Source organism: Pseudoflavonifractor capillosus (assembly GCF_016899775.1).
Classification (GTDB): Bacteria; Bacillota; Clostridia; order Oscillospirales; family Oscillospiraceae; genus Lawsonibacter.
In genome coordinates this window covers 23506-47038 of record NZ_JACJJE010000019.1, presented here as the reverse complement: position 1 = coordinate 47038, position 23533 = coordinate 23506, and the positions used below count along the sequence as shown (strand labels likewise).

Annotated in this window: 23 protein-coding genes and 1 tRNA gene; 7 read left to right on the top strand and 17 right to left on the bottom strand. The window is 62.9% G+C overall.

The window, feature by feature from the left end; translation table 11 throughout:
• Positions 1 to 147: 147 nt before the first annotated feature.
• Both H6B31_RS07990 and H6B31_RS07985 read right to left on the bottom strand, forming a co-directional pair.
• Positions 148 to 1179, bottom strand: coding sequence for a sensor histidine kinase (locus H6B31_RS07990; protein WP_204898040.1), 1032 nt, complete (start codon positions 1177 to 1179; stop codon positions 148 to 150).
• On the bottom strand, positions 1176 to 1859 hold the full coding sequence (locus H6B31_RS07985; RefSeq protein ID WP_204898039.1) for a response regulator transcription factor: 684 nt from the start codon (positions 1857 to 1859) through the stop codon (positions 1176 to 1178). Before H6B31_RS07985 ends, H6B31_RS07990 begins: the two co-directional genes overlap by 4 nt.
• A 367-nt stretch (positions 1860 to 2226) precedes the next feature.
• Between H6B31_RS07985 and H6B31_RS07980 the strand changes: the two genes are divergently transcribed.
• The 3 genes from H6B31_RS07980 (at position 2227) to H6B31_RS07970 (ending at position 7993) form a co-directional block, all read left to right on the top strand.
• Positions 2227 to 3513, top strand: a complete 1287-nt coding sequence (locus tag H6B31_RS07980; RefSeq protein WP_204898038.1) for a TolC family protein — start codon at positions 2227 to 2229, stop codon at positions 3511 to 3513.
• 136 nt (positions 3514 to 3649) lie between these two features.
• The gene (locus tag H6B31_RS07975; protein ID WP_204898037.1) at positions 3650 to 4936 is read left to right on the top strand and encodes an efflux RND transporter periplasmic adaptor subunit; all 1287 of its coding nucleotides are present in this window, start codon (positions 3650 to 3652) and stop codon (positions 4934 to 4936) included.
• 6 nt (positions 4937 to 4942) lie between these two features.
• Positions 4943 to 7993, top strand: a complete 3051-nt coding sequence (locus tag H6B31_RS07970) for an efflux RND transporter permease subunit (RefSeq protein WP_204898036.1) — start codon at positions 4943 to 4945, stop codon at positions 7991 to 7993.
• Positions 7994 to 8842: 849 nt separating this feature from the next.
• Here H6B31_RS07970 and H6B31_RS17690 read toward each other — a convergent pair.
• The 3 genes from H6B31_RS17690 to H6B31_RS07955 form a co-directional block, all read right to left on the bottom strand.
• Positions 8843 to 9682, bottom strand: coding sequence for a DUF4367 domain-containing protein (locus tag H6B31_RS17690; RefSeq protein WP_204898035.1), 840 nt, complete (start codon positions 9680 to 9682; stop codon positions 8843 to 8845).
• Positions 9669 to 10238 carry an RNA polymerase sigma factor gene (locus H6B31_RS07960; RefSeq protein ID WP_204898034.1) on the bottom strand — a complete coding sequence of 190 codons (570 nt, stop codon included), beginning with the start codon at positions 10236 to 10238 and terminating at the stop codon, positions 9669 to 9671. The genes H6B31_RS17690 and H6B31_RS07960 overlap by 14 nt, the downstream gene beginning before the upstream one ends.
• A 153-nt stretch (positions 10239 to 10391) precedes the next feature.
• Entirely contained in the window at positions 10392 to 10727 is a 336-nt protein-coding gene (locus H6B31_RS07955; protein WP_204898033.1) for a winged helix-turn-helix transcriptional regulator, read from the bottom strand.
• 197 nt (positions 10728 to 10924) lie between these two features.
• Here H6B31_RS07955 and acgA point away from each other — a divergent pair, with 197 nt between their 5' ends.
• The 3 genes from acgA to H6B31_RS07940 all read left to right on the top strand — a co-directional run bounded on the left by acgA (position 10925) and on the right by H6B31_RS07940 (position 12856).
• On the top strand, positions 10925 to 11113 hold the full coding sequence (acgA, locus tag H6B31_RS07950) for an ACGX-repeat peptide (RefSeq protein ID WP_204898032.1): 189 nt from the start codon (positions 10925 to 10927) through the stop codon (positions 11111 to 11113).
• A 121-nt stretch (positions 11114 to 11234) separates the two neighbouring features.
• Complete coding sequence (acgM, locus tag H6B31_RS07945) at positions 11235 to 12272, top strand: radical SAM/SPASM domain protein, ACGX system (RefSeq protein ID WP_204898031.1); 1038 nt, start codon at positions 11235 to 11237, stop codon at positions 12270 to 12272.
• A complete protein-coding gene (locus H6B31_RS07940) occupies positions 12269 to 12856 on the top strand; it encodes a nitroreductase family protein (protein WP_204898030.1) in 588 nt (195 codons plus the stop codon). Before acgM ends, H6B31_RS07940 begins: the two co-directional genes overlap by 4 nt.
• A gap of 124 nt (positions 12857 to 12980) precedes the next feature.
• On the opposite strand, the gene H6B31_RS07935 is transcribed toward H6B31_RS07940, so the two are convergent.
• From H6B31_RS07935 to H6B31_RS07905, 7 genes are all read right to left on the bottom strand, one after another.
• On the bottom strand, positions 12981 to 14366 hold the full coding sequence (locus H6B31_RS07935; protein WP_204898029.1) for a vWA domain-containing protein: 1386 nt from the start codon (positions 14364 to 14366) through the stop codon (positions 12981 to 12983).
• Between the two features lie 281 nt (positions 14367 to 14647).
• Positions 14648 to 15742, bottom strand: coding sequence for an aldo/keto reductase (locus tag H6B31_RS07930; RefSeq protein ID WP_204898028.1), 1095 nt, complete (start codon positions 15740 to 15742; stop codon positions 14648 to 14650).
• Between the two features lie 22 nt (positions 15743 to 15764).
• Positions 15765 to 16298: a flavodoxin family protein gene (locus H6B31_RS07925; protein WP_204898027.1), complete on the bottom strand. Its 534-nt coding sequence runs from the start codon at positions 16296 to 16298 to the stop codon at positions 15765 to 15767.
• Positions 16299 to 16331: 33 nt separating this feature from the next.
• Positions 16332 to 16961 (bottom strand): TetR/AcrR family transcriptional regulator, encoded by a 630-nt coding sequence (locus H6B31_RS07920; protein WP_204898026.1) that lies wholly within the window; start codon positions 16959 to 16961, stop codon positions 16332 to 16334.
• Positions 16962 to 16968: 7 nt separating this feature from the next.
• Positions 16969 to 17436: a flavodoxin gene (locus tag H6B31_RS07915; RefSeq protein ID WP_204898025.1), complete on the bottom strand. Its 468-nt coding sequence runs from the start codon at positions 17434 to 17436 to the stop codon at positions 16969 to 16971.
• A 23-nt stretch (positions 17437 to 17459) separates the two neighbouring features.
• Complete coding sequence (locus tag H6B31_RS07910; protein ID WP_204898024.1) at positions 17460 to 18350, bottom strand: DUF362 domain-containing protein; 891 nt, start codon at positions 18348 to 18350, stop codon at positions 17460 to 17462.
• A 385-nt stretch (positions 18351 to 18735) separates the two neighbouring features.
• Positions 18736 to 19155, bottom strand: a complete 420-nt coding sequence (locus tag H6B31_RS07905) for a MerR family transcriptional regulator (RefSeq protein ID WP_204898023.1) — start codon at positions 19153 to 19155, stop codon at positions 18736 to 18738.
• A gap of 205 nt (positions 19156 to 19360) precedes the next feature.
• On the opposite strand from H6B31_RS07905, the gene H6B31_RS07900 reads away from it, so the two are divergent.
• Positions 19361 to 20425, top strand: coding sequence for an aldo/keto reductase (locus H6B31_RS07900; RefSeq protein ID WP_243418915.1), 1065 nt, complete (start codon positions 19361 to 19363; stop codon positions 20423 to 20425).
• Between the two features lie 172 nt (positions 20426 to 20597).
• On the opposite strand, the gene H6B31_RS07895 is transcribed toward H6B31_RS07900, so the two are convergent.
• From H6B31_RS07895 to rpsK, 5 genes are all read right to left on the bottom strand, one after another.
• Positions 20598 to 20673, bottom strand: a tRNA-Ala gene (locus H6B31_RS07895).
• 150 nt (positions 20674 to 20823) lie between these two features.
• Positions 20824 to 21168, bottom strand: coding sequence for a 50S ribosomal protein L17 (gene rplQ / locus H6B31_RS07890; protein WP_430691881.1), 345 nt, complete (start codon positions 21166 to 21168; stop codon positions 20824 to 20826).
• A gap of 205 nt (positions 21169 to 21373) precedes the next feature.
• A complete protein-coding gene (locus tag H6B31_RS07885) occupies positions 21374 to 22327 on the bottom strand; it encodes a DNA-directed RNA polymerase subunit alpha (RefSeq protein ID WP_204898022.1) in 954 nt (317 codons plus the stop codon).
• Positions 22328 to 22500: 173 nt separating this feature from the next.
• A complete protein-coding gene (gene rpsD, locus H6B31_RS07880) occupies positions 22501 to 23103 on the bottom strand; it encodes a 30S ribosomal protein S4 (protein WP_204898021.1) in 603 nt (200 codons plus the stop codon).
• Positions 23104 to 23127: 24 nt separating this feature from the next.
• Positions 23128 to 23529 (bottom strand): 30S ribosomal protein S11, encoded by a 402-nt coding sequence (gene rpsK / locus H6B31_RS07875; protein WP_087290924.1) that lies wholly within the window; start codon positions 23527 to 23529, stop codon positions 23128 to 23130.
• Positions 23530 to 23533 lie beyond the last annotated feature (4 nt).

Genomic DNA, 23533 nt, shown 5'->3' with positions numbered 1-23533 from the left:
GAGGACTTTTGCGCCGAATAGCGGCGCAAAAGTAACGGCATTTTTGCAGGCTGTCGGAAAAGTTCTTGGACTTTTCCGACAGCCTGCGGGGACAGGTCATAGACCTGTCCCCGCTTTTTTCTTTCTGAGGCCGTATCCCACCGGGCGCTACACCGCCCGGGGCAGCCGGACGGTGAAGGTACTCCCCTGGTCCTCCACGCTGTCCACCTGGATCTGGCCGCCGCACAGCTCCACGATCCGCTGGACGATGGACAGGCCCAGGCCCAGGCCCCGCCCGCTGCCGTTGGGGTTCCCCTGGTAGTATTTATCAAAGATATGGGCCCGTACCTCCTCCGACATGCCGATGCCGGTGTCGGCCACCGAGACCGTCAGTTCCTCCGGCCGGGCCTGAAGGGTGACGGTGATCTCGCCCCCCTCGGGGGTGTATTTCACCGCGTTGTTCAGCAGGTTGATCCACACATGGCGCATCAGCTCCTCATTGCCCGCGTACTCCGCCGGCTCCAGATTGGCGGTGAAGGAGATCCGCTTTTTCTCCCAGGCGGGGGAGAGGAGAATGGCGCACCGCTTGATCTGCTCGTCCAGGGAGTAGGGCCGCTTCTCCGCGATGCACTGCTGGGACTCCAGCTTGGTGAGCAGCAGGGTGCTGTTGGCCAGATCGGCCAGGCGGGAGGACTCGTCCAGAATGATCTGGAGATACTGGTCCCGCTCCTCCGGGGTGGTATCCGGCTCCCGGAGGAGCTCGGCAAAGCCCTTGATGGCGGTGATGGGGGTCTTGAACTCGTGGGAGAAGTGGTTGATGAAGTCGGTGCGCAGGGTCTGGATGCTCTGGAGCTCCTTGGACATCTTGTTGAAGTCCTCATAGGCGGGCTGAAGGGGGCCGCCCTCCTCCGGCTCCAGCCGCTGGGAGAAGTCCCCGTCGGCCACCGCCCGCAGCCCCCGGGTCAGGCCGGAGACCATCCGGTTGAACCGGCGGCTGAACAGGGTGGCGGTGACCCCCACCACGCTGCCCATGATCACCAGCATCCCCAGGGCAAGCACCGTGGAGGCCCTAAGCCAGTAAAAGCGGTTCACCAGGTGGAGCAGGGCGAAGGGGGCCACGGCGGCCAGGGTCACCACGATGGACTCCAGCGCCAGCCAGAATCCCAGTGTGCGGTTATGTCCCCGCTTTCTCTTATTCATGCGCCTTCCTCCTTGGTAATCTCCGCCTTATAGCCCAGGCCCTTGATGGTGACGATGCGGAACTCCGGGATGTCCCGCAGCTTGTTGCGCAGGCGGCTGATGTGGGTCTTCACCGTGTCCTCCCCGCTCTCCGAGTCATAGCCCCAGACACCGTCCAGCAGCTGGTTGCGGGTGAAGATCTGTCCGGGGTAGGACAGGAGCTTATAGAGCAGCTCAAACTCCTTCCTGGGCAGCTCCAGGGTCTCCCCCTCCCGCTGCACCGTGTAGGTGCCGGAGTCCAGCACCACCCGCCCCACCACAATTTTCTGCTCGCTGGCGATGCGGGAGCGGCGCAGCAGGGCGTTGAGCCGCCAGGTGAGCTCCTCATAGTTCACCGGCTTGGTCATATAGTCGTCAATGCCGGAGGAAAACCCCTCCCGCTTGTCCTCAAAGGACTGCTTGGCGGTGAGCAGCAGCACGGGGATGGAGTCCCCCCGCTCCCGCAGGGTCTTCACCAGGGTGTACCCGTCCATCCGGGGCATCATCACGTCGGCGATGATCAGGTCCACCGCTCGGCGCTCCAACACCTCCAGCGCCTCCACGCCGTCCCCGGCGCACACTATGTTGAACTGGTGCTTCAGTTTGGCGGTGGTGAGCAGGCGCATGGAGTCGTCGTCCTCCACCAGCAAAATGGTCGCCATGCCGCTCCTCCTCTCCCTCCGGGGCGGCCGTGCCCGCCCAAAAAATCCTTCTGGACATTCTCCCCCGCCGGAGTTATTCTATATTTAAGAGTAGTATCAACGGTATTATACCGCCGCGGACAGCCCCCGTCAAAGGGCCGGACCGTCTCTTTCCTCAGGATAGCCGCTCCGGGTAAACCCAGTGTAAACTTCCAACCCCTTCCGGTCTGTGCGCTTCGACAAAATCAAGGGCGGAATGCCGAAAAAATCCGGTATTCTCTCCTAGCCGGGCCTTGGGGCAGTTTACGCTCAGTTTACCTTCCCGCGCTATGATGACTACGATGACCAATCTGCATGCAGAAGCATGAATCCAACGGAGGAACCTTCCATGAAACGAAGCATCTCTATGCTGCTGGCCATTCTGACCCTGGCCGGCACACTGACCCTCCCCTCCATGGCCGCCGAGCCGGACGAGGAGAAGGGAACCGCCCAGGAGGCGGTCCAGGAGGAGGAGGCCGCCCAGACGGACGGAACCGAAGCGGGGGAGGCCGAGCCTGAGCCGGAGCCCGACCCGGAGGGGACGGTGACCTGGGGGAATCTGGACGACCGCATCCGGGCGGAGAGCCTCAACGCCCGAATTCTCATTGAGAACATCACTGGAATCGAGGACATCGACTACGACCAGATGTACGAGGACCTGCGCCGGCAGCTCAACGACATCGCCCAGGCCCAGTGGATGATGATTCTTATGGGGGCCGGCCAGGCCGCCGACGCCCTGGACCAGAGCTATGACTCCCTGCGGGACGTGTTTGACTCCATCAAGGACGGGGAGCTCCAGGCGGACAACGCCGACGTGGTCTGGCAGCTGGAGGACACTGTCAACCAGGTGGTGTCCGGGGGCGAGAACCTGTACATCACCCTGGTGGGCCTGGAGCAGCAGGCCGCCGACGGCCAGCGGGGGCTGGACACCATTGACCGCAACCTGGAGCAGCTGCGCCTGCGAGAGCAGCTGGGCCAGGTGTCCCAGCAGACGGTGACTGAGCTGGAGCAGACCCGGGCCCAGACCGTCAGCCAGCTGGCCACCCTGGACTCCAACATCCGCCAGCTGAAGATCCAGCTTCAGAACCTGATCGGTGAGGACCCCACCGGGGAGCTCATCCTGGGTCCCCTGCCCACTCAGGAGGAGACGGCGTGGGAGGAGCCCGACTACGAGGCCGATCTGGAGGCCGCCAAGGCGGCCAGCTGGACCCTGCGGAACGCCCAGCTCACCCTGGACGACGCAAAGGAGCAGTGGGAAGACGACCAGTCCGACTACCGGGGCGCCAGCAAGCAGTATCTGTACCAGCAGGCGGAGCACACCTGGAACGCCGCCCAGCTCACCTACCAGTCCACCGTCCAGAACTTTGAGACCAGCTTCAAGTCCCTGTACGACTCTCTTGCCAACTATGAGCAGGTGCTGGAAAACGCCCAGTCCGCCCTGGCCTGGCAGCAGACCCTGCTGGAGACCGCCCAGACCCGCTACGACCTGGGCCTGATCTCCTACTCCGAGGTGCTCACCGCTCAGGACAATGTGGCCTCCGCCCAGTCCACGGTGGACGGCGCCTGGCGGGATCTGTTCACCGCCCGGAACAGCTATTGCTGGGCGGTGGAGACCGGCCAGCTCTCCCAGAGCTGACCGCCGCCGGACTTCCCTCCGCGGGCCCTCCGCACCCTGGCCCGATGATACTGAAACACAGCGCGGGGGCGGCCTATGGCCGCCCCCGCGCGGGATGTGAATTCCCTGAACGGGAGAAAGGATGGAGTACACGTCTATGAATCGAACACGATCCGCCCTGCTCTGCTGCGCCCTGGTCCTGGCCCTGAGCGGCTGTCAGGAGCAGGTGGAGGAACCTGTGCTGGACCCCACGGTCACGGTGGAAACCACCGCCGTCCAGACCGGCGATCTGAGCACCCAGAGCACCTACATCGGCACCATCTCCGCCGAGGGCACCGCCAGCGTGGTGGCCATGGTATCCGGCAATGTGGAACAGGTGGCCGTCTCGGTGGGGGACACCGTCACCGCCGGTGACCTGCTGTGCCGCTTTGACGACGAGAGCGCCCGCCTCAGCCTTCAGAACGCCCAGGCCGCGGTGAGCAGCGCCCAGGAGAGCTACAACAGCGCCGTGGCCAACTACGGCGGGGCCGACCTGCCCCTCCTCCAGGAGCAGCTGCGCCTGGCCCAGGACAACTACGACGACACTCTGGCCCTGCTGGAGATCGGAGCCGCCTCCCAGGCGGAGGTGGACCAGGCCCATCAGACCCTTCTGTCCGCCCAGGCCGGGGTGGAGGCCGCCCGGGCCTCGCTGAACTCCGCCCAGGCGGGCATCCGGTCCGCCCAGGTGGGGGTGGAGTCGGCCCAGTACCAGCTCTCCCTCTACAACCTCACCGCCCCCATCTCCGGGGTGGTGGAGGCGGTAAACGTGACGGAGAACAACTTCGCCGCCTCGGGCACCGCCGCCTTTGTCATCTCCAACGGCAGCAACAAGACGGTCACCTTCTATGTCACCGACTCGGTGCGCCAGACCCTCACCCCCGGCCAGGCGGTGACCGTCAACTACAACGGCCAGACCTATGAGGGGGCTGTCACCGAGATCGGCGGCGTGGTCAACGCCCAGGTGGGGCAGTTCCAGGTGAAGGCCGTCATCGACGGGGCGCAGGATCTGCCCGACGGCCTGTCGGTGGAGCTGACCACCACCGCCCACCGGGCCAACGGGGCCGTTCTGGTTCCCAGCGACGCCATGTTCTTTGAGGACGGCGTGGCCTATGTGTATCTGCTTCAGGACGGGAAAGCTGTCCGCAGCGACGTGACCATCGGCCTGTACACCGCCGACGAGATCGCAGTGACCGACGGCCTGACCCCGGGGGACCAGGTCATTACCACCTGGTCGGCCAGCCTGCGGGACGGCGCCGACGTGCGCCTGGCCGGCGCGGAGACGGATGCTCCCGCGGATTCCTCCGCGCCCGCCGACTCCTCGGCACCGGCGGACTCCCCGGCCGCCTCGTCCCAGAGCAGCAGCGCCGCCTCCGGTGAGACGGCCGGCGGAGAGGCGGAGGGATAACGGGCCATGAAGTTTGTTCAATTAGTCCTGCGCCGCCCCATGTCCGTGATTATGCTGATCCTGGGCATCGTGGTATTCGGCTCCGCCTCTCTGAGCCAGATGCCCCTGGAGTACATGCCGGATATGGAGATGCCCATGGAGCTGGTGATGGTCACCTGGCCCGGAGCGGACGCGGACAGCGTGGACCGGCTGCTCACCCAGCCCCTGGAGGAGGAGTGCGAGTCCCTGTCCGGCCTGGACAGCATCAACTCCTACTCCTCGGAAAACTACACCATGCTGCAGCTGACCTACAACTACGGCACGGATATGAACGACGCCTACTCCGATCTGAAAAGCGCCATCGACAACCTGATGCCCTCCCTGCCGGACGACTGCCAGGACCCCATGATCATGGAGATCAGCGCCGATGCCCTGGGCACCATGATCATCTCCGCCACCGCCCCCGAGGGGATCGACGTAACCGACTATCTGGAGGACGACGTGGTCCCCGCCCTGGAGAACATCGGCGGCGTGGCCCGGGTGGAGCTGTCCGGCGCCCGGGACGAGTATCTGCGCATCGTGCTGGATGAGGCGGCCATGCGCCAGTATGGCCTGTCCATCTCCACCGTAGGCTCCGCCATCGCGGCGGCCGACTTCGACATGCCTGTGGGCAGCGTGTCTCTGGGCTCCCAGGACATCGCCCTGGGGGTGTACGGCAACGTGGAGGTCAACCCCAGCTTCCGGGACCTGCCCATCCAGACCCCCTCCGGCCAGACGGTCATGCTGGAGGACATCTGCACCTTCTTCAACCTCTACAAGGCGGAGGCCGATTCGGTCAGCCGCTATAACGGCGAGGAGAGCGTCATGCTCACCGTCACCAAGCAGGACTCCGCCTCCACCATGGAGGTGTGCAGCGCCGTTCAGGACGTGCTGGACCAGTACAGCGTGGACGGCGTGGGCTTCCAGGTCACTTACAGCGAGGGCGACAGCATTCTGGAGACCCTGGGTGAGATTCTCAACACCCTCATCACCGGCGTCATCCTCACCATGCTCGTCCTGTTTGTCTTCTTCGGCGACCTGAAAGCCAGCCTGATCGTGGGCGTCAGCATGCCCCTGTCCATTCTGCTGGCGGTGATTCTGCTGAACTTCGCCGGCTTCAACATCGATCTGATGACCGGCTCGGCCCTCATCATCGCCATCGGCATGATCGTGGACAACTCCATTGTCATCCTGGAGAGCTGCATGCGCGCCAAGGAGGACGGCCTGGAGGCCAGAGAGGCCGCCGCCGTGGGCACCAGCACCATGCTCATGTCCATTCTGGCGGGCACCCTCACCACCGTGGTGGTGTACATCCCCATGGCCATGGCCGAGGGCCTGGTGGGCATGATGACCGCCCCTCTGAGCTGGACCATCCTGCTGACTCTGACCTGTTCCTTCCTGTCCGCCGTGGTGGTGGTCCCCCTGGCCTTTATCTGGCTCAAGCCCCGCACCCGGGACGAGCTCATCACCAACCGGATTCTGGGCCGTTTCAAGGCCTTTTACCGCCGCACCCTGCCCCGGCTGCTGCGCCACCCGGGCCGGGTGGTGTCGGTGGGCGCGGCCTGCTTCGTGGCCGCCATCCTGCTGATGAGCCAGATGGAATTTGTGCTCATGCCCAGCAACTTTGACGGCAGCATCACCATCAGCGCCGCCTTCCGCTCCGGCACCAAGGTGGAGGTGATGAGCCAGCGCATCCAGGCCCTGGAGGACGCCCTCCTGGCCGACGAGAACTTCGAGAGCGTCACTCTGGACATCTCCGGCAGCACCGCCTCCTTCACCGCCTACGCAGTGAGCAACTGCGGCCGCTCCAGCGAGGAGGCGGTGGTGGAGTACACCAACCAGTTCGGCAGCATGCCGGACATGGACGTGTCCGTCTCCCCCACCGGCACCATGGACATGAGCTCCATGATGAGCAGCAACAGCAAGGACGTGGTCCTGCTGTCCAACGACCTGGACTCCCTCCAGGAGGCCGCCGCGTCCGTGGAGGACGCCATGGCCCAGGTGCCCGGCGTCATCCGCATTGAAAACCCCTTCAACTCCAGCCAGTCCAAGGGCCGCATCGTCATCGACTCTCAGAAGGCCATGGCCCTGGGCACCTCCGAGTCGGCGGTGGCCATGCAGATCTACTACCTGCTGGACGGCCTCACCGCCACCTCGGTGACCTATGAGGACACCGAGTACGACGTGGTCCTGGAGTACCCCGAGGGCAAATACGACGACATCACCTCCCTGCTGGACTACTCCATCACCACCCAGACCGGCCAGCAGGTGGCCCTGCGGGACATCTCCACCGTGGAGTACATCACCACCCTGCCCACCATCACCCGGCAGGACGGCCAGTACAGCGTCACCCTCACCGCCACCACCACCGACACGGCCAAATACAGCGCCCCGGAGGCCATTGACGCCCAGGTGGCCGGGGTGACCCTGCCCGCGGGCGTGAGCGTGGGCATCGGCATGATGGACCAGAGCACCGCCGACGGCCTGGAGAGCATGACCACCGCCATTCTGGCGGGCGCCTTCCTGGTATTCCTGGTCATGGCCATTCAGTTCGACTCCCCCCGCCTGTCCATCATGGTGATGATGTGCATCCCCCTGAGCCTCATCGGCTGCGTGGGACTGGTGTTCCTCACCGGCCGGCCCATGAGCATCGTGGGCCTGATGGGCTTCCTGATGCTCATCGGCATTGCGGTGAACAACGGCATCTACCTGGTGGACGGCACCGACCAGTTGCGGCAGACCATGCCCCTGGGCGACGCCCTAGTGGAGGCGGGCACCACCCGCCTGCGCCCCATCCTGATGACCACCCTCACCACCATCATCTCCATGGTGCCCATGATGTTCTCCACCGACAGCGGTATGGGCATGATGAAGGATATGGCCTACGTCATGGTGGGCGGCCTGGTGGCCTCCACCATCCTGGCCATGTTCCTGATGCCTGCCTTCTACCTGCTCATCCGGCGGGAGAATCTGGACGGCACCAAAAAGGGCCGCAAACACAAGCAGCAGAAGATCGAGGCCGGGGCCGCTCAGTCCTGACGGACCGTTTCGGTTCCTTCCAAAAAATTAAGACGCGCCCGCGCTGGTCATTCAAAGCCAGTGCGGGCGCGTCTTTTGTTCTTCGGGGGGAGTTTCGCCGCCTGTCCTTTTTAAGCCTTCCCCCCAGGGGGAAGGTGGCTGGCCGTAAGGCCAGCCGGATGAGGGGACAGGTTTCGGATTGAATTCGTTGTACGCAGGGAAGTTTCGCCGTCTGCGGACGGCGAGTGACTTTGCCCCCGGCGGCAAAGTCACCAAAACGCCGCCGGGGACGCAGCCGATGGACTACGGCTCCGCTTCGCTCCGCCTAGGTCCATAGGACTGCTTTCCCCGGACCCCATTACGGGGAACGCATACCTGTAAGGAGGCGGAGAATTTCCGGCGCGCAAAATCTGAGTGGCGGTCCGCGTGTTCTCCCGGGCCACCGGGCCCTGGGTTTGCAAAAATTGCAGGTGCAACATTTCCACAGCCGCGCCTGCCTTTGCCGAGCCAACGCTCCCGGTGCAATTCTGGCGGGAGCCCCAAGGGGCTCCCCTACCCAAACTCGGAATCTTTTCTTGAAGCCTGTAGGGGAGGACGACTCCCCTTATCAAGGGGCCGATTCCCCCTATCAGGGGGAAATGGCCGTAGGCCAAAAGGGGTAGGGATGATGGCCAAAGGCCAGAGGGGATAGGGACAGGTGTCACGCAAAGCGTGACGGATGAGGGGAACAGTCCGGTATAAAGGCAGTTCGTTTTTCCCGTAGGGGCGGCACACCTGGGCCGCCCGCCTTCCCCCTCTCAGGGGGAAGGTGCCGAGCGCAGCGAGGCGGATGAGGGTGCCTCCCCGCTCCGCACCATTTCCATGCGTGCCCTACTGTCCCCCGCCCCAGTGGAACCCCTCCGCCAGGCGGAGCATCTCCTCCTCCGTCAGATTTGTGGCGTTAATCTGCACGATGACCCGGTTGTTCTCATCAATCCAATAGATCATCATATCGCTCCAGATGTCAAATCCAGTCATAGAGAATCGCTTTTGAAGCATCTCTTCCCCTGTGACATACAGCTCAGCGGGATGCCCCTGCACGGTAATCTCCCGCTTTGTGCAGCCCTCTGTATTTAAATTGTACACTGAGCTTTGGCTATAGGGAGTGACACTTACTTCAAGTAAGCCGTCCACCGGACTCAGATAGCTCACCAAGTCACTGCCTCCTTCAATACCGCCCTCCAGCTCAAACCCCTCCGGCACCCACTCCAGGGCGATGTTGTAGTGGTACTCCAGTCCATCCTCCGCCGCAGTCCCCTCCGCGGGGGGCGCGGCCGTCCCCCCGGCGTCCCCGCCGGCGCTCTCAAAGGTGATCTGGGTCCGGTCGTCCATCACCTCAATGACTGCGTTCAGGGTGGCCACCCGCACGTCCTCGCTGAGGGCGAAGGCGGCGGCGAACATGACCGCCCCCAGCATTGCCGCCACCAGGACTTTGGTGAGCCACCGGACGGCAGTCCGTCCGGTGGCGTGGAGCCGCCTTTGGACAAAGGCCTCGCGGATAACCGCCTCACAGCGCCGGTCCACCTCCGGCGGGAGCGCCCCCTCCGGGTCCCGGTTCAGCGCCTCGCTCAGGCGCAGGGCCTCCTCCCCCTCGGCCTCCGCCAGGGCGTCCATCAGCAGGGCGAAGCGGGCCTCCTCATAGTCCTCCCACAGCTGTTCACGGTTTTTCACGCTTCTCCGCCTCCTTTCCCATCAGCCGGAGCACCTTCCTCCTGGCCCGGGTCAGCTTCATGCGCACGCTGTCCGTCCGGCAGCCCAGCATCCGCCCCAGCTCCTCATTCTCATAGCCCAGGATGTACTTGCGCTCCAGCAGCATCCGGGTCTCCCCGTCCAGCTGGGGCCAGATCTCCCGCAGCCGCTGGACCTCCTCCCGGCAGAACACCGTCTCGTCCAGACTGTCCGTCCGGGGCGTCTCTCCCTGGGTCAGGTCCTCCAGACCCACCACCCGCTCCCTCTCCCGCCCCTGGACCTTCAGCAGGTCGATAGCGGTGTTCCGCACCGTGGCGCGCACATATCCGGCCAGGGCGGGCCGCTTCAGCCGCCGCAGGACGGCCACCTTCTCAATGAGCTTTTTCAGGCTCTCCTGAACCACCTCCTCCTGGCTGTGGGGATCGGCCAGGTACTTTTGGGCGGTGTAGAACATCAGGCGGCTGAACTCCTGATAGAGCCACAGGAGAAACTCCCGGTCGCTCCCATGGAAGGCGGCCTCCTGCTCATCCCAAGGCATGGTATCATCTCCTCGCTGTATACTTCTGCACATCAAAAGACGGCTCCAGGCGGAAAACGCAACAGGGCCCGCAGGCTTTTTCCTCCGCCCCGAAAAAAGACGCGCAGGGAGGCGGCAAAGCGCCCCGTGCGCGTCTAACATTTTCCTCTGCGGTCAGCTCTTTTGTCTCATGCGCGTCTGGTACTCCAGCCCCCACCGCCGCATCACGTCGATAATGGGCCGCATGGACTCCCCCAGGTCGCTGAGGGCGTACTCCACCCGGGGCGGCACCTCCGGGTAGACTGTGCGGGTGACGATCCCGTCCTCCTCCAGCGAGCGCAGGCTGTCGGTGAGCACCTTCTGGCTGACCCCGTTCAGGTCCTTCTTCAATTCGTTGAACCGCCAGGGCCGGGCCATCAGATTCCGCAGAATCAACAGCTTCCACTTGCTGCCGATGAGGGCCACAGTGGTGGCCACCGGACAGGCGGGCATCTCCTCCTTGGTCAGCATGGATCGCCCCTCCCTTCCCCTTGGAATGATGTTGTTCCCATTATAATCCCCATCCAAAACCCGGTCAAGGAGTTACAAAAAGGTGACCTGGTTATAAAAAAGTGCGTACTTGTGGGGGACAATCGGCCGCCGCTATACTAAGCGCAGGGAACAGGGAAACCCCTGATTCCCAGACGAAATTCAAGGAGGAACCGAGTATGGCATTGAAGGATCTGTTTGGCTGGAGCGGCAGGGGAGAGGAAAAGGCCTCCTCCGCCTGCGGTGCCGCCTGTGGGGCGGGGAACAAGCCGGAGGAGAAACCCGCCGCCTGCGGCTCTGCCTGCGGAGCTGGCGACCCCAAGCCCACCGCCTGCGGAAGCGCCTGCGGCGCCGGCGGCCGGCAGTAAGCGCCCGCGCCCTCTGGCCCGCCCCCGCCGGGCGGGCCAATGGGGCGCACTTCCCGAGGGACGTGCCCCGCCTCTGGGGAAATGCGCCCCGCTCCACACACCCATCAGGAGGTAACTTGCTATGGAATACTTTGCCTTTCAGTGGCACATCACCGACGCCTGCGACCAGCGCTGCAAGCACTGCTACATCTTCTCGGAGGACGCCGGCAGGGAGCCGGACGCCATGACCTGGCCTCAGATCCAGGATACTTTCTACAACTGCCTGGACTTCTGCAAAATCCACCGCCGCCTGCCCTACTTCTACCTCACCGGGGGCGACCCCATCCTGCACCCCAGCTTCTGGGAACTGCTGGGGCTGATGAAGGAAAATGAGATCCCCTTCACCATTCTGGGCAACCCCTTCCACCTGGACGACGAAGTGTGCCGGCGGCTGGAGGAGTACGGCTGTGAGAAGTACCAGCTCTCCCTGGACGGCCTGCGGGAGACCCACGACTGGTTCCGCAAGCCGGGCAGCTTCGACTGCACCCTGGAGAAAATCGCCTGCATCAAAAAGGCCGGTATCCGGGCGGTGATTATGACCACCGTGTCCGGCGTCAACATCGACCAGATCCCGGAGCTCATCGACACGGTGGTGGCCCACGGGGCGGACGTGTACGCCTTTGCCCGCTACTGCCCCACCAGCGGGGAGAAGGATGTGGGCGTCGAGCCCCTGCGCTACCGGCAGCTCCTGGCCGACTGCGACAGGAAGTTCAAAGCATACGAGGCCGCGGGCTGTGAGACCTATTTCAACAAGAAGGACCACCTGTGGACCCTGTACGAGTATGAGACGGGCGAGTTTCATATCCCGGAGACTGCGGAACCAGGGGTAATCTACGGCGGCTGCAACTGCGGCTGCTGCCACCTGACCATTCTGCCCACCGGGGACGTATACGCCTGCCGCCGGGTGCAGAACAGCAGGGTGGGGAACGTGTTCACCGACCGGCTGGCCGACCTGTGGGTGTGCCGGATGGAGGAGTACCGGGACTTTGCCCGCTTTGAGAAGTGCGCCAAGTGCGAGCTTCTGGCCTGGTGCCGGGGCTGTCCGGCGGTGGCCAGCGGGCGGGATGGAAACTTTTACGCCGCCGACCCCCAGTGCTGGAAGGAGGTGGCCGGAGCATGAACCAGGTGATGCAGACCATCCTCCACCGCCGGTCCATCCGTCAGTTTGATCCCCGGCAGATCGACGAGGGGGCGCTGGAGCAGATCCTCCAGGCGGGCCTGTACGCCCCCAGCGCCGGCGGGCGGCAGGGCCCCCTCTTTGTGGTGAGCCAGGACCGGGAGGTGAACCTCCGCCTGGGCCGGATCAAGCGGGCCAACTCCCACCCCCGCATGGCCGCCGCCGGCAGCTATGTCTCCCGGGAGCAGCCCAGTATCGCCGACGCCCCCGCCATCACCGACGCCTTTTACGGGGCCCCCACAGTGGTCACCCTGTTCGCCCCCAAAAACTTTCTCTTTGCCCCGGAGGACTGCGCCGCGGCGGCGGAGAACATGCTGCTGGCCGCGGACTCCCTGGGGGTAGGCGGCTGCTACATCGGCCAGGGGTGGACCGCCTTCGCCGACCCCTACGGCCAGGAGCTCCTGCGCCGGTGGGGGATTCGGACGGACTACTACGCCGTCCTCCAGGTCCTTCTGGGCCGCCCGCGGGAGGGGAACCCACACCCCGCGCCCAAGCCCCGAAAGGAGGGGCGGGTGCTTCGGGTGTGACCCCGCCCTTCCGCCGCTTCTAAAATCCCCAGTCCCCAAAACAGCCCGGCGCAGGCGATGCCTGCGCCGGGCATTTTCTCCCGCCTTCGCCCCAGTCGGGTCAGAGGGGGAGCCGGGGATTCTATCACACCGTCACGATGGGGCCGCAGCAGCAGCAAAAATCGCTGTCGATGTTATGAGCGATGACGCGGGCCCGGAAGCTGCGGGGCTCGCACATGGGCCGGGTGTTTCCGCCGGTCCCGTCCAGGTCCTCCGGCACCACAAATTTGATGCACTTCACCAGCACGTCCCGGCAGTTGGGGAAATCGTGGGCCGGGATGATGACCGTCTTCATCCCCCGGGCGTGCTCCTGGCCGTTCTCATCCACTTCGGTGAGGATCACGGCCAGCGCCACCCGCTTGCCGGGACAGACCTGTTTCAGGGTCAGATCCAGCTGGAGAATGCGGCCCTGGGACTCCAGGAACACGTCGCCCAGATTCACCACCACCGAGTCCTGGCAGCCGCGGACGGTCAGATCCACAGGGATCGGGCACTCCTCCGGCTGGACCACCACGTCGCACTCCACCGTCACGGTGGGCTCCAGGAATGTCACCTGGTTCCCTTCGGTGTCCGTGTAGGAGATGGACTCGTTGACCAGCTTGACGCCGGGCGTGTTCCCCACATGGCGGACGAAAAATTCCAGGGTAGCGCTCTCCGAGGCGCTCACCCCCAGGGCGGGAATAGTCCAGCGCAGGGAGGTGTCGTCCAGCTGCATGGCGCTGCCCTGGCCAGGAGGGGTGATGCTGGTGATGACAAAGTCGGCGGTCACCACCTCATGGATCACGATGTTGGTGGCCCCCGTCTTGGAAATATTGGCGGCCAGGTCGGCGAATAACTGCTCCAGGTCGGCGGCGTCCGGCGTGACCGCCACATGGGCGGCGTCTGGGTCGGTGGCCCAGTCGTTGAGGGCGCTCACGTCCACCCCGTCCGACCCGATCAGGCCGATGCAGTAGATGGTGATGCCCTGGGCACGGGCCGCGGCGGCCACGGGGGCCGGCGGGACGCCGGTGGTGGTGTTCCCGTCGGTAAACATGACGATGACCCTGGCACTGCTGGAGCTGGGGTCGAACAGGGAGGCCGCCTGTTCAAACGCCTCCGCGTGGTTGGTGCTGCCGCCGGCCGACAGGGCGTCCACCGCGTCCTTCAGATCGGCCACCGAGGTGATCAGCTGGGTGTCCTGCACAGCAGTGTCCGCGAAGCTGACAATGCCGATGCGGCTCCCCGCGCCGATCTCTCCCGTCGGCTGCCCACCGGTGGACTCCGCGATGATATCAATAAAGGTCTTCGCCCCCGCCTTCATGTTGGCCAGAGGGGCGCCGGCCATGCTTCCCGAGCGGTCCAGCACCAGGGCGATATCCACCGGATTCGACAGGATATCCGGCGCGGCGGTGAGGGCCAGCGTGACCTTCAGCGTCTCCCCGCAGTCGATCTGTCCGGTGCTGAGCACCTTGTTTGAATTTGTAATACCCATTCGTATTACCTCCTTCTGGGGCAGGGCCCCAGGTCAGTCTATTCCTGACCGCCGTCCCTCGACACAGTGCGCCGTCCTTCCCGCCCAGCCGAAACAGTCTCTGCCGGGCGTGGAATTCTGAAGGGCCCCTTCTCCAATATTTGGGCCCGGTAAACCGAAAGGGGGCTCCCTGCGAAAGGGAGCCCCTGGGAAATCAATTTTATTGATGCCGTTTTGCGGTCAAAATGCTCCCCAGCCCTCTCCAGCACGCCGCGCCGGAGAGGACGGGGAGCAGACAGCTCTTATCTGCCAAAATATTCCGCAATCCGTTTCATGCGGTCCGACTGGGCCACACGGAAGGGACAGCGGCGGTCGCAGTGGCCGCAGGAGATGCAGTCGGAGGCGTGCTTTTCCAGCTTGGCGTAGTGGTCCGCCGCCATGGCGTCGCCGATCTTGGCCAGATCGTAATACTTGTTGATGAGGCCGATGTTCAGCCCCGCCGGACAGGGGGCACAGTGGTTGCAGTACACACAGGTTCCGGTGACGTCCCTGGGAGTGAAGGTCCCCAGGACGGAGTAGTCCCGCTCCTCTGGGGAGGCGTCCAGCCAGGAGAGCGCCTCCTTTATGTCCTCCAGGTTCCGGATGCCGGGCAGCACCGTCAGCACCCCCGGCTTGTCCAAGGCGTACTGGAGGCACTGGACCTTGGTGAGGGCCCTGCCAAAGGGGGAGGTCTGATCGCTGAGCAGCTGTCCGGCGGAGTAGGGCTTCATGACGGAGATGCCGATCCCCTCCGCCTCGCAGCGCTGGTAGAGCTTCATCCGCTCCGAGGCGCTGCCGATGGCGAACTCCCCGTGCTGGTAGTCGTAGGCGGGGTTGATGGAGAACATCAGCTGCTCCACCAGGCCGGTGTCCAGGATCTTCTGGATCAGCTCCGGCGTGTGGGAGCTGAGGCCGATGTGCCGCACCACGCCGGACTTCTTCAGCTCCAGCAGATAGTCCAGCACGCCGTTTTCCCGGTACGCCCTCCAATCCCGCTCCTCGTCCAGGCAGTGGATCATGCCGAAGTCGATATAGTCGGTCCTCAGCTCCTTCAGCTGCCAGTCCACCTGACGCCGGATGGTGTCCAGGTCTGTGGTCCAGCCGTATTCACCGCTCTCGTAGTTGGCGCCGAAGTGGATCTGATAAAACAGCTCCCGCCGCACAGAGCCGAGGGCCGCTCCCACATAGGGGAAGGTCCCGGCCCCGGCGGTGGCGAAGTCCAGGTAGTTGACCCCGCGCTCATAGGCGCAGGCCAGCGCGGCGGCCGCCTCCCGCTCCGGCGCCTCGAAGATGGGGCCGGTGCCGATGCCGATGACGCTGATCTTGTCCCCCGTTTTGGGGTGCACTCTGTATTCCATGGTAATCCTCCAACCTCTGTTTTCATAGACGGCGGCCCAGCTCATAGGCCAGCTTGGGGTAGCGGGACCGCTTTGTCATGGACAGGGTTCCGCATCCCCTGCCCAGCACCGTGCCCTGATCCTCCAGATCCAGATAGCGCACCAGGGTGCGGTAATGTGCCTCCAGGGCCTCAAAGGTCCAGCTGTCCGCGTTCCATGCGGCGGCCAGGAGGGCGGACTTCATGTGCTTCCGGGTGATGCTGCTGTTGATGGCGCAGAACCGGTCCACCAGGATCTTCAGCTGGGCGGACATCCCGTAGTAGTACAGGGGGGTCACAAATACCAGCATGTCCGCATCCAGGATCTGCCGGCGGAACTGCTCCATGTCGTCCTTCTGAACACAGGGGCCCTCATATCCGCAGCGGACACAGCCGCTGCAGGGGTGGAGGTCGGCATGGGCCGCATCGATGACCTCCACCGCATGGCCCGCCTCCCTGGCTCCGCGGATAAATTCCTCCGCCAGGAAATTGGAGGAGCCATGCCGGTTGGGGCTGCCCTCCAGAACAAGAATCTTCATTTGATCTGCCTCCTTGTGCCCGCCTGGGGTTCCTTACTCAAAGGCCCGCAAAAAATTGCCCACAAAGGACTTTGTCAGCTCGTAAATGGAGGCGGGGGTGTACGCCACCTGGGCAGCCTCCATAGCCGCCAGCTGTTTCTCCGTGTGGGAGGTGTAGGGATAAACGCCGAACAGGAAGGGAAAGAAGGCGTAGAGGAAGCTTTGCGTCTCATCCGCAGTCAGATGGGGGAACGCCTTCTCCAGACAGCGGGTGACCGCCCCCAGCGCGCCGGCATAGGCCCGCTTGAAGTCCACCAGATTTTCCAGCCGGCTGTTTCCCTCCATATCGTAGAGGTTCATGCTCATCAGCTTCAGCATGCAGCCGCGCTTCTCCAGCACGCGGGCCATCCCGTCCGCAAACTCCCCGGCGGACAGCGGCCCGTCCCGCCGGGCCAGCTCTTCCAGATCCGCGGCCCACCGCTCGTGTTCCCGCTGGAGCAGGGCCAGAAAGATCTCCTCCTTGGTCTGAAAGTAATTGTAAATCGAGGTACGGGTGAAGGAGGTTTTGGCCCCGATGTCCCGAATGGTGATGTCCCGAAACCCCATGGTCTCATAGAGGGCGGCGCAGGCGTCGATGATCTCTTCCCGCCTGGCGTGGGTCAGTTCTTCCGATCCCTTGGGCATGGCCGCCTCACAGTCCCAAAACGGACCTGGCCCAGGCCGCCGCGCCGCTGTTCACCAGCTTGCCCCGCTTCCAATCGGCCTTGGGGCAGTGGTCCTCCAAGCTCTTCTCCGCTCTGCTGATGCCGCTCCCGCCGGAGGTGGCAAAGGGGATCGCCGTCTTGCCGGAGAAATCATAGCCCTCCAAGAAGGTATCCACGACCCGGGGTTCCACTGCCCACCAGATGGGAAACCCCACGAATACCGTGTCATACTGTTCCATGTTCTCCACCGCCCCGGTAATGGCGGGCCGGCATGCCGGGTCGTTCATCTCCCTGGTGCTGCGGCTCTTCTTGTCCATCCAGTTCAGGTCTGCGTCGGTGTAGGGCTCCGCCGGGCGGATCTCATACAGGTCCGCGCCCACGGCCCGGGCAATCTCCTTCGCCGCCCGGGCGGTCACGCCGCTGGCGGAAAAATAGGCCACCAAAATGTTGCTCATATGGTTCTCCTCCGTTTCAAGTCTTACAGCTCAATCAGTTCATATTCCCGGGAGCCGAAGCCCAGGTCAGCCGCGGCCTCGATGGTATGGATGCCGTTGCGGCTGTTCACCCGCTCCATAAAGTGCTCCTTTCCCGGATCGTCGGAGTTCATCACCAGGTCGATGCAGGCCTGGTCGATGGCCACCGGGTCCAGAGAGGCCAGGATACCGATATCCTTCATGCAGGGGTCCTCGGCCACCTCACAGCAGTCGCAGTCCATGGACAGGTTCTTCATCACATTGATGAAGGCGATTTTTCCCTTAAAATGCTCCACCACGCTGGAGGCAGCGTCGGCCATGGCCTCCGGGAAGGCCACAGGGCTGGCGTGCTGCCGCCAGGTTTCAAAACGGTCGTCTGTTTTGCCGGCGGAGTGGATCAGGGCCTTGCCCGCCCGGGAGGCGCAGCCGATAGCCAGCTGCTTCAGGGCGCCGCCGTAGCCGCCCATGGGATGCCCCTTGAAGTGGGCCAGCACCAGCATGGAGTCATAGTTCATGATGTTTTTGCCCAGGTGGTTCTCCTGAAGGATTTTTCCGTTTGGGATGGGCCAGACCACGTCCGGACCCTGGGCATCCATCAGGTCCACATCGAAGTATTGGGTCCAGCCGTGCTCCTCCAGGAGCTTCCGATGGGACTCCGTGTGGTCCCGCACGCCACCGGCCGCGTCGCCATAGGCGGTGTTGCATTCCACGACGGTTCCGTGGACTGCCTCCACCATGGGCCGCCAGAACTCCGGGCGCAGAAAATTCTGGTTGCCTTTTTCCCCGGAGTGAACCTTCACCGCCACCCTGCCGGGCAGCTCTGCCCCCAGGGCGCGGTATAGCTCAACGACTTTCTCCGGGGTGATCTCCCGCGTAAAATAGATCTTTTCCTTCATGGAAAAACCTCCCTTTGCAGACCGCGCGGTTATAGTATTGCAGCTCTGACACTGTGTCAGTAACTGTACTATATCACTATTCTGACGCTGTGTCAATATAGTTTCAGGTTTTCTTACCTAAAAACGCCTCCATTCGGCGTGAGGCCGAACAGAGACGTTTTCCGGTTTTATAAATTTTTTCCCGCCAAGCCGCCCGCTGCGGCATAGGGGCGATGCCGTACTCTCACCGGGTTGCGTTCCCGCGAAAGAGCCCCATAGGGGTCTGCAGATGTTCGCTGGACAGCTCGGCAGGGGAGAGGCCCAGAGCAGCAGGCTATCCTCCACCGGCGAGGCACGGCTCCTTTCTCTGTCCGCCCGGATGTTTCCTCTGAACAGGAACAGACTCCTATCCGTTCTCCTCTCCATAACGTGCGAGGTAGAGATCTTTCGCAGTCTCCTCTGATCCGGTTTTCGCCGCAATCTCATAAAACGCCAGGGTGCGTCGCGAGTGCTCCAGCGCATTTTGCACAGCGGCCAGCTTCTCCTCCAGCCGGGCAATATACGTCTGGTAGATGGCAAGGCGCTCATCCAAGGTGACGTCCCCCTGCCTGACCAGGGACATGAAGTGCCGGATCTCCTGAATCGTCAGTCCAGATTCCTTGAAGCACCCGATGAGGTCGATGGCCTCCAGGTCCCGGTCTGAAAAGACCCGGTAGCCGGACTCCTTGCGCTGAAGGTCCGGCAGAAGCCCCTCTTTGTCGTAGTACCGGATGGTTGGAATGGACAGGCCGGTCATCTCTGAGACTTTTTTGATGGTGTAGTTCATATAGATCGCCCCTTTGGGTGCAGTATAGCGAAAAAAGGAGGGCTCCGTCAAGAAAAGGGGATTGACTCTCAAGTTTACTTTACCCTTATACTAACTCTGAAAGGGACCGTTCCGCGGCCGCCAATACGATGAGAGGACGGGTTGACAAGTATGCGGTATCACCAATTTGAGGATCTCCAGCTGTCCCAGCTGGGCATGGGGGGCGATGCGTCTGCCCCAGACAGAACCGGGGTTTGCAAAACCCATTGATGAAGCGAAGGCTATAGAGCTGGTCGACTTCTGCATCACCCACGGGATCAACTACTTTGACACAGCGTATATCTACCACATGGGGCAGTCCGAGGTGTTTCTGGGGAAGGCGCTGAAAGGGTATCCCCGGAACATCTTCTACGTGGCCGACAAATTCAACGTACAGGCGGAACCGGACTATAAAAAACAGTTTGCCCGGCAGCTGGACCGGCTCCAGATGGACCGCATCGACTTCTATCTGCTCCACGGGGTGACGTACAAGCTGATCTCCGACTATCTGGATCACGGCGCGCCGGAGTATTTCCGGGAGCAGAAGCGGCTGGGAAAGATCCGGTATTTCGGATTCTCCTTCCACGGTTCCCCCGATGCCCTGCGGCAGATGCTGGCCCGCGGCCCATGGGACTTTGTGCAGATTCAGCTGAACTACTACGACTGGTTCCACGGGACGGCCCGGGCGCTGTACGAGATCCTCCGGGAACACGACATCCCCATTATGGTGATGGAGCCGGCCCACGGCGGGATGCTGGCGGATCTGCCTGAGGCGGGACGCAATCTCCTGCTGACCGCCAAGCCCGGCGCCACGGCAGCTTCGTGGGCCTTCCGGTTCCTTCGGACACTGCCGGGGATCGCCGTGGTTCTAAGCGGGATGTCCTCTCTGGAGCAGGTAAAAGACAATGTCCAGACCTTCTCCCACGACAAGCCTCTGTCTGAACAGGAGATTACTCTGGTGCGGCAGGTGAGCGACGTGATCCACGTTCTCTATGCGGTGCCCTGCACGGGCTGCCGCTACTGCTGCGCCGACTGCCCCCAGCATCTGGACATCCCCTTCCTGCTCACCGCTTTCAACGAGTACAAGACCGGGGGAGAAAAGAGCCTGTCCTCCTGGCGTCTGGCCCGGCTGGGCGCCCTGCCGGAGAACAAACGTCCCTCCGCCTGCATCGGCTGCGGCGCGTGTACCGCCCACTGTCCCCATGGGCTGGACGTGCCCGCCTATATGAAGGAGATGGCGGCGTTTCTGTAACGATCCAAAACACGATGATGTTCCGGACTGAGAATGACTCTAAAATCCTGCGCCGCAATAAACAATGAAGGGTACCCTTCAAAAAGGGGTGCCCTTAAAGTGATCAAAACAGAACTCTTTCTGTGGTCAAACGAAAAATCGCCGCAGTTTTTCACTGCGGCGATTTCCATTTTGGTGGACCTAATCGGGATCGAACCGACGACCTTACGGATGCGAACCGTACGCTCTCCCAGCTGAGCTATAGGCCCATATATTGCTTTTCCCGGCGAAAGCCTGCTTATGATATTATAGCAGGTTTTTTCAAAAAGTAAAGGGGAAATTTTCGTTTTGGGTAAGGATTCAGCGAATCCCGCCCCAAAAGGGGCGGGATTTGCGTTTTTCCTGTGTCAGCGGCCGGATCAGACCAGCTGAACAATGGCCATCTCGGCGGCGTCGCCGCGGCGGGGGCCAATCTTCACCACACGGGTGTAGCCGCCGTTGCGGTCGGCGTACTTGGGGCCGATCTCCTGGAACAGCTTCTTAGCCACATCCTCCTTGGTGATGTAGCCCAGAGCCTGCCGGTAGGCGGGCAGATCGTTCTTCTTGGCCAGGGTGATCATCTTCTCGGCCACAGGAGCCACTTCCTTGGCGCGGGTGACGGTGGTCTTGATCTGGCCGTTCTCCAGCAGATAGGTAACCATGGCGCGGAGCATAGCCCGGCGCTGATCGCTGGTGCGGCCCAGCTTGCGATGCTTCATAGACATAACAAACACTCCTTCGACCTCGCGCTGCGAGATCACTCTTAAAAAATTCGTTCATTGGGCGCATAGGGCCCGGGACACCTGTGAAGGACCGCCTCGCGGCGGCACGGGAAGCGGAACGTTACATACCTTCCTCGCTGCCCCCGGCAGGGGAGGGGAGAGGGAAAGCTCTTCCCAGCAGCCTGCCTGTATCCTGCGTAATATACGCTTAGTTGTTGTTGTCGTCGCTGGCCAGGGACAGGCCCATCATAGCCAGCTTGTTGATGACCTCTTCCAGGGACTTGCGGCCCAGGTTGCGCACCTTCATCATCTCTTCCTCGGTCTTGGAGATCAGGTCCTCCACCGTGTTGATGTTGGCCCGTTTCAGGCAGTTGTAGGAGCGCACAGACAGGTCCATGTCGTCAATGGTCATCTCCATCACCTTGTCCCGCTGGGTCTCGGCCTTCTCCACCACAGTGGAACGGCTGCCCATGGTCTCGCTCAGGTCGGTAAACAGGGTGAAGTGGTCACACAGAATGCGGGCTCCCAGAGAGACCGCGTCCCGGGCGTCGATGGTCCCGTCGGTCCAGACCTCCAGGGTCAGCTTGTCATAGTCCGTGGCGTCGCCCACACGGGTGTTCTCCACAGTGTAGTTGACCTTGCGGACGGGGGTGTAGATGGAGTCCACGGGGATCAGACCGATGATGGTCTGGGCGGGCTTGTTCCGGTCGGCGGGGACATAGCCGCGGCCGTGGGACAGGGTCAGCTCCATGGACAGGGTGGCGTCCGCGCCCAGAGTAGCGATGTGCAGCTCCGGGTTGAGGATCTCCACATCCGCGTCCGCCTTGATGTCGCCGGCGGTGACCTCGCACTCGCCGGAGGCCTCGATGTGGACGGTCTTGGTCTCCTCACAGTGGAGCTTGGCGATGATGCTCTTGATGTTGAGGACGATCTCGGTCACGTCCTCCTTCACGCCCGGGATGGTGGAAAACTCGTGCTGGACGCCGGCGATCTTGATAGAAGTCACCGCGGTGCCCGGCAGAGAGGACAGCAGGATACGGCGCAGGGAGTTGCCCAGAGTGGTGCCGTAGCCGCGCTCCAGGGGCTCCACCACGTACTTGCCATAGGAGCTGTCGCCGGGATTCTCCACGCATTCAATGCGGGGCTTCTCGATTTCTACCATATGCTATGATACCCTCCTTTTCGCGACGGCGTATCCCGCCGTCTGATTCAGCTCACCAATATCTGAGGGTTGTCTAAGTCTAACTTCAACAGGGCGCCGCCGCAGGGAAATCTCTGCGGAGAAAAGACGCCCCTGGGCCTTCGGACAGGCCGAAGGCCCACAGGCTCGGTTCCTTACTTAGAGTACAGCTCGACGATGAGGTGCTCTTCCACGGGGAAGTCGATGTCGTCCCGAACGGGGAGAGCAACGACCTTGCCCTGGAGGGTATTCTTGGCGCGCTCCAGCCACTTGGGGATGGTGACCATGGGGGCGTCCTCACCCACCAGGCCCTTGAACTTCACGGAGGAGCGGCTCTTCTCCCGGACCTCGATGACGTCTCCCACCTTCACCAGGTAGGAGGGGATGTCCACCCGCTGGCCGTTGACGGTGAAGTGACCGTGGGTGGTCAGCTGGCGGGCCTCACGGCGGGTCTTGGCGAAGCCCAGGCGGTACACCACATTGTCCAGGCGGCGCTCGATGAGAGTCAGCAGGTTCTCACCGGTCTTGCCCTGCATCCGGTTGGCCTTCTCATAGTACATATGGAACTGCTTCTCCATGATGCCGTAGACAAACTTGACCTTCTGCTTCTCGGTCAGCTGCATGGCGTACTCGGACTGCTTTCTCCGCATCTGCCCCTTGGGGTTGCGGTTGGTTGTCTTCTTGTCATAGCCCATGACGGCGGGGGACAGGTTCAGCGCCTTGCACCGCTTGGCAATGGGCTGCATATTTCTAGCCATCTGTCAAAACCTCCTTCTTCCAGATCAGACGCGGCGGCGCTTGGGCGGCCGGCAGCCGTTGTGGGGAACGGGGGTCACGTCCTTGATCAGGGTGACCTCCAGGCCAACGGCCTGCAGGGCGCGGATGGCGGCCTCACGGCCGGCGCCGGGGCCCTTCACGTAGACCTCAACGGTCTTCAGGCCGTACTCCATGGCGGCCTTGGCGGCCGTCTCAGCGGCGGTCTGCGCGGCGAAGGGGGTGGACTTACGGGAACCGCGGAAGCCCAGGCCGCCGGAGGAGGCCCAGGACAGGGCGTTGCCCTGAAGATCGGTGACAGTCACCATGGTGTTGTTGAAGGAGGAGCGGATATGCACCTGGCCCTTCTCTACGTTCTTACGCTCGCGGCGCTTGCGCACCACTTTCTTACCCTTGGTATTCGCAGCCATGTGT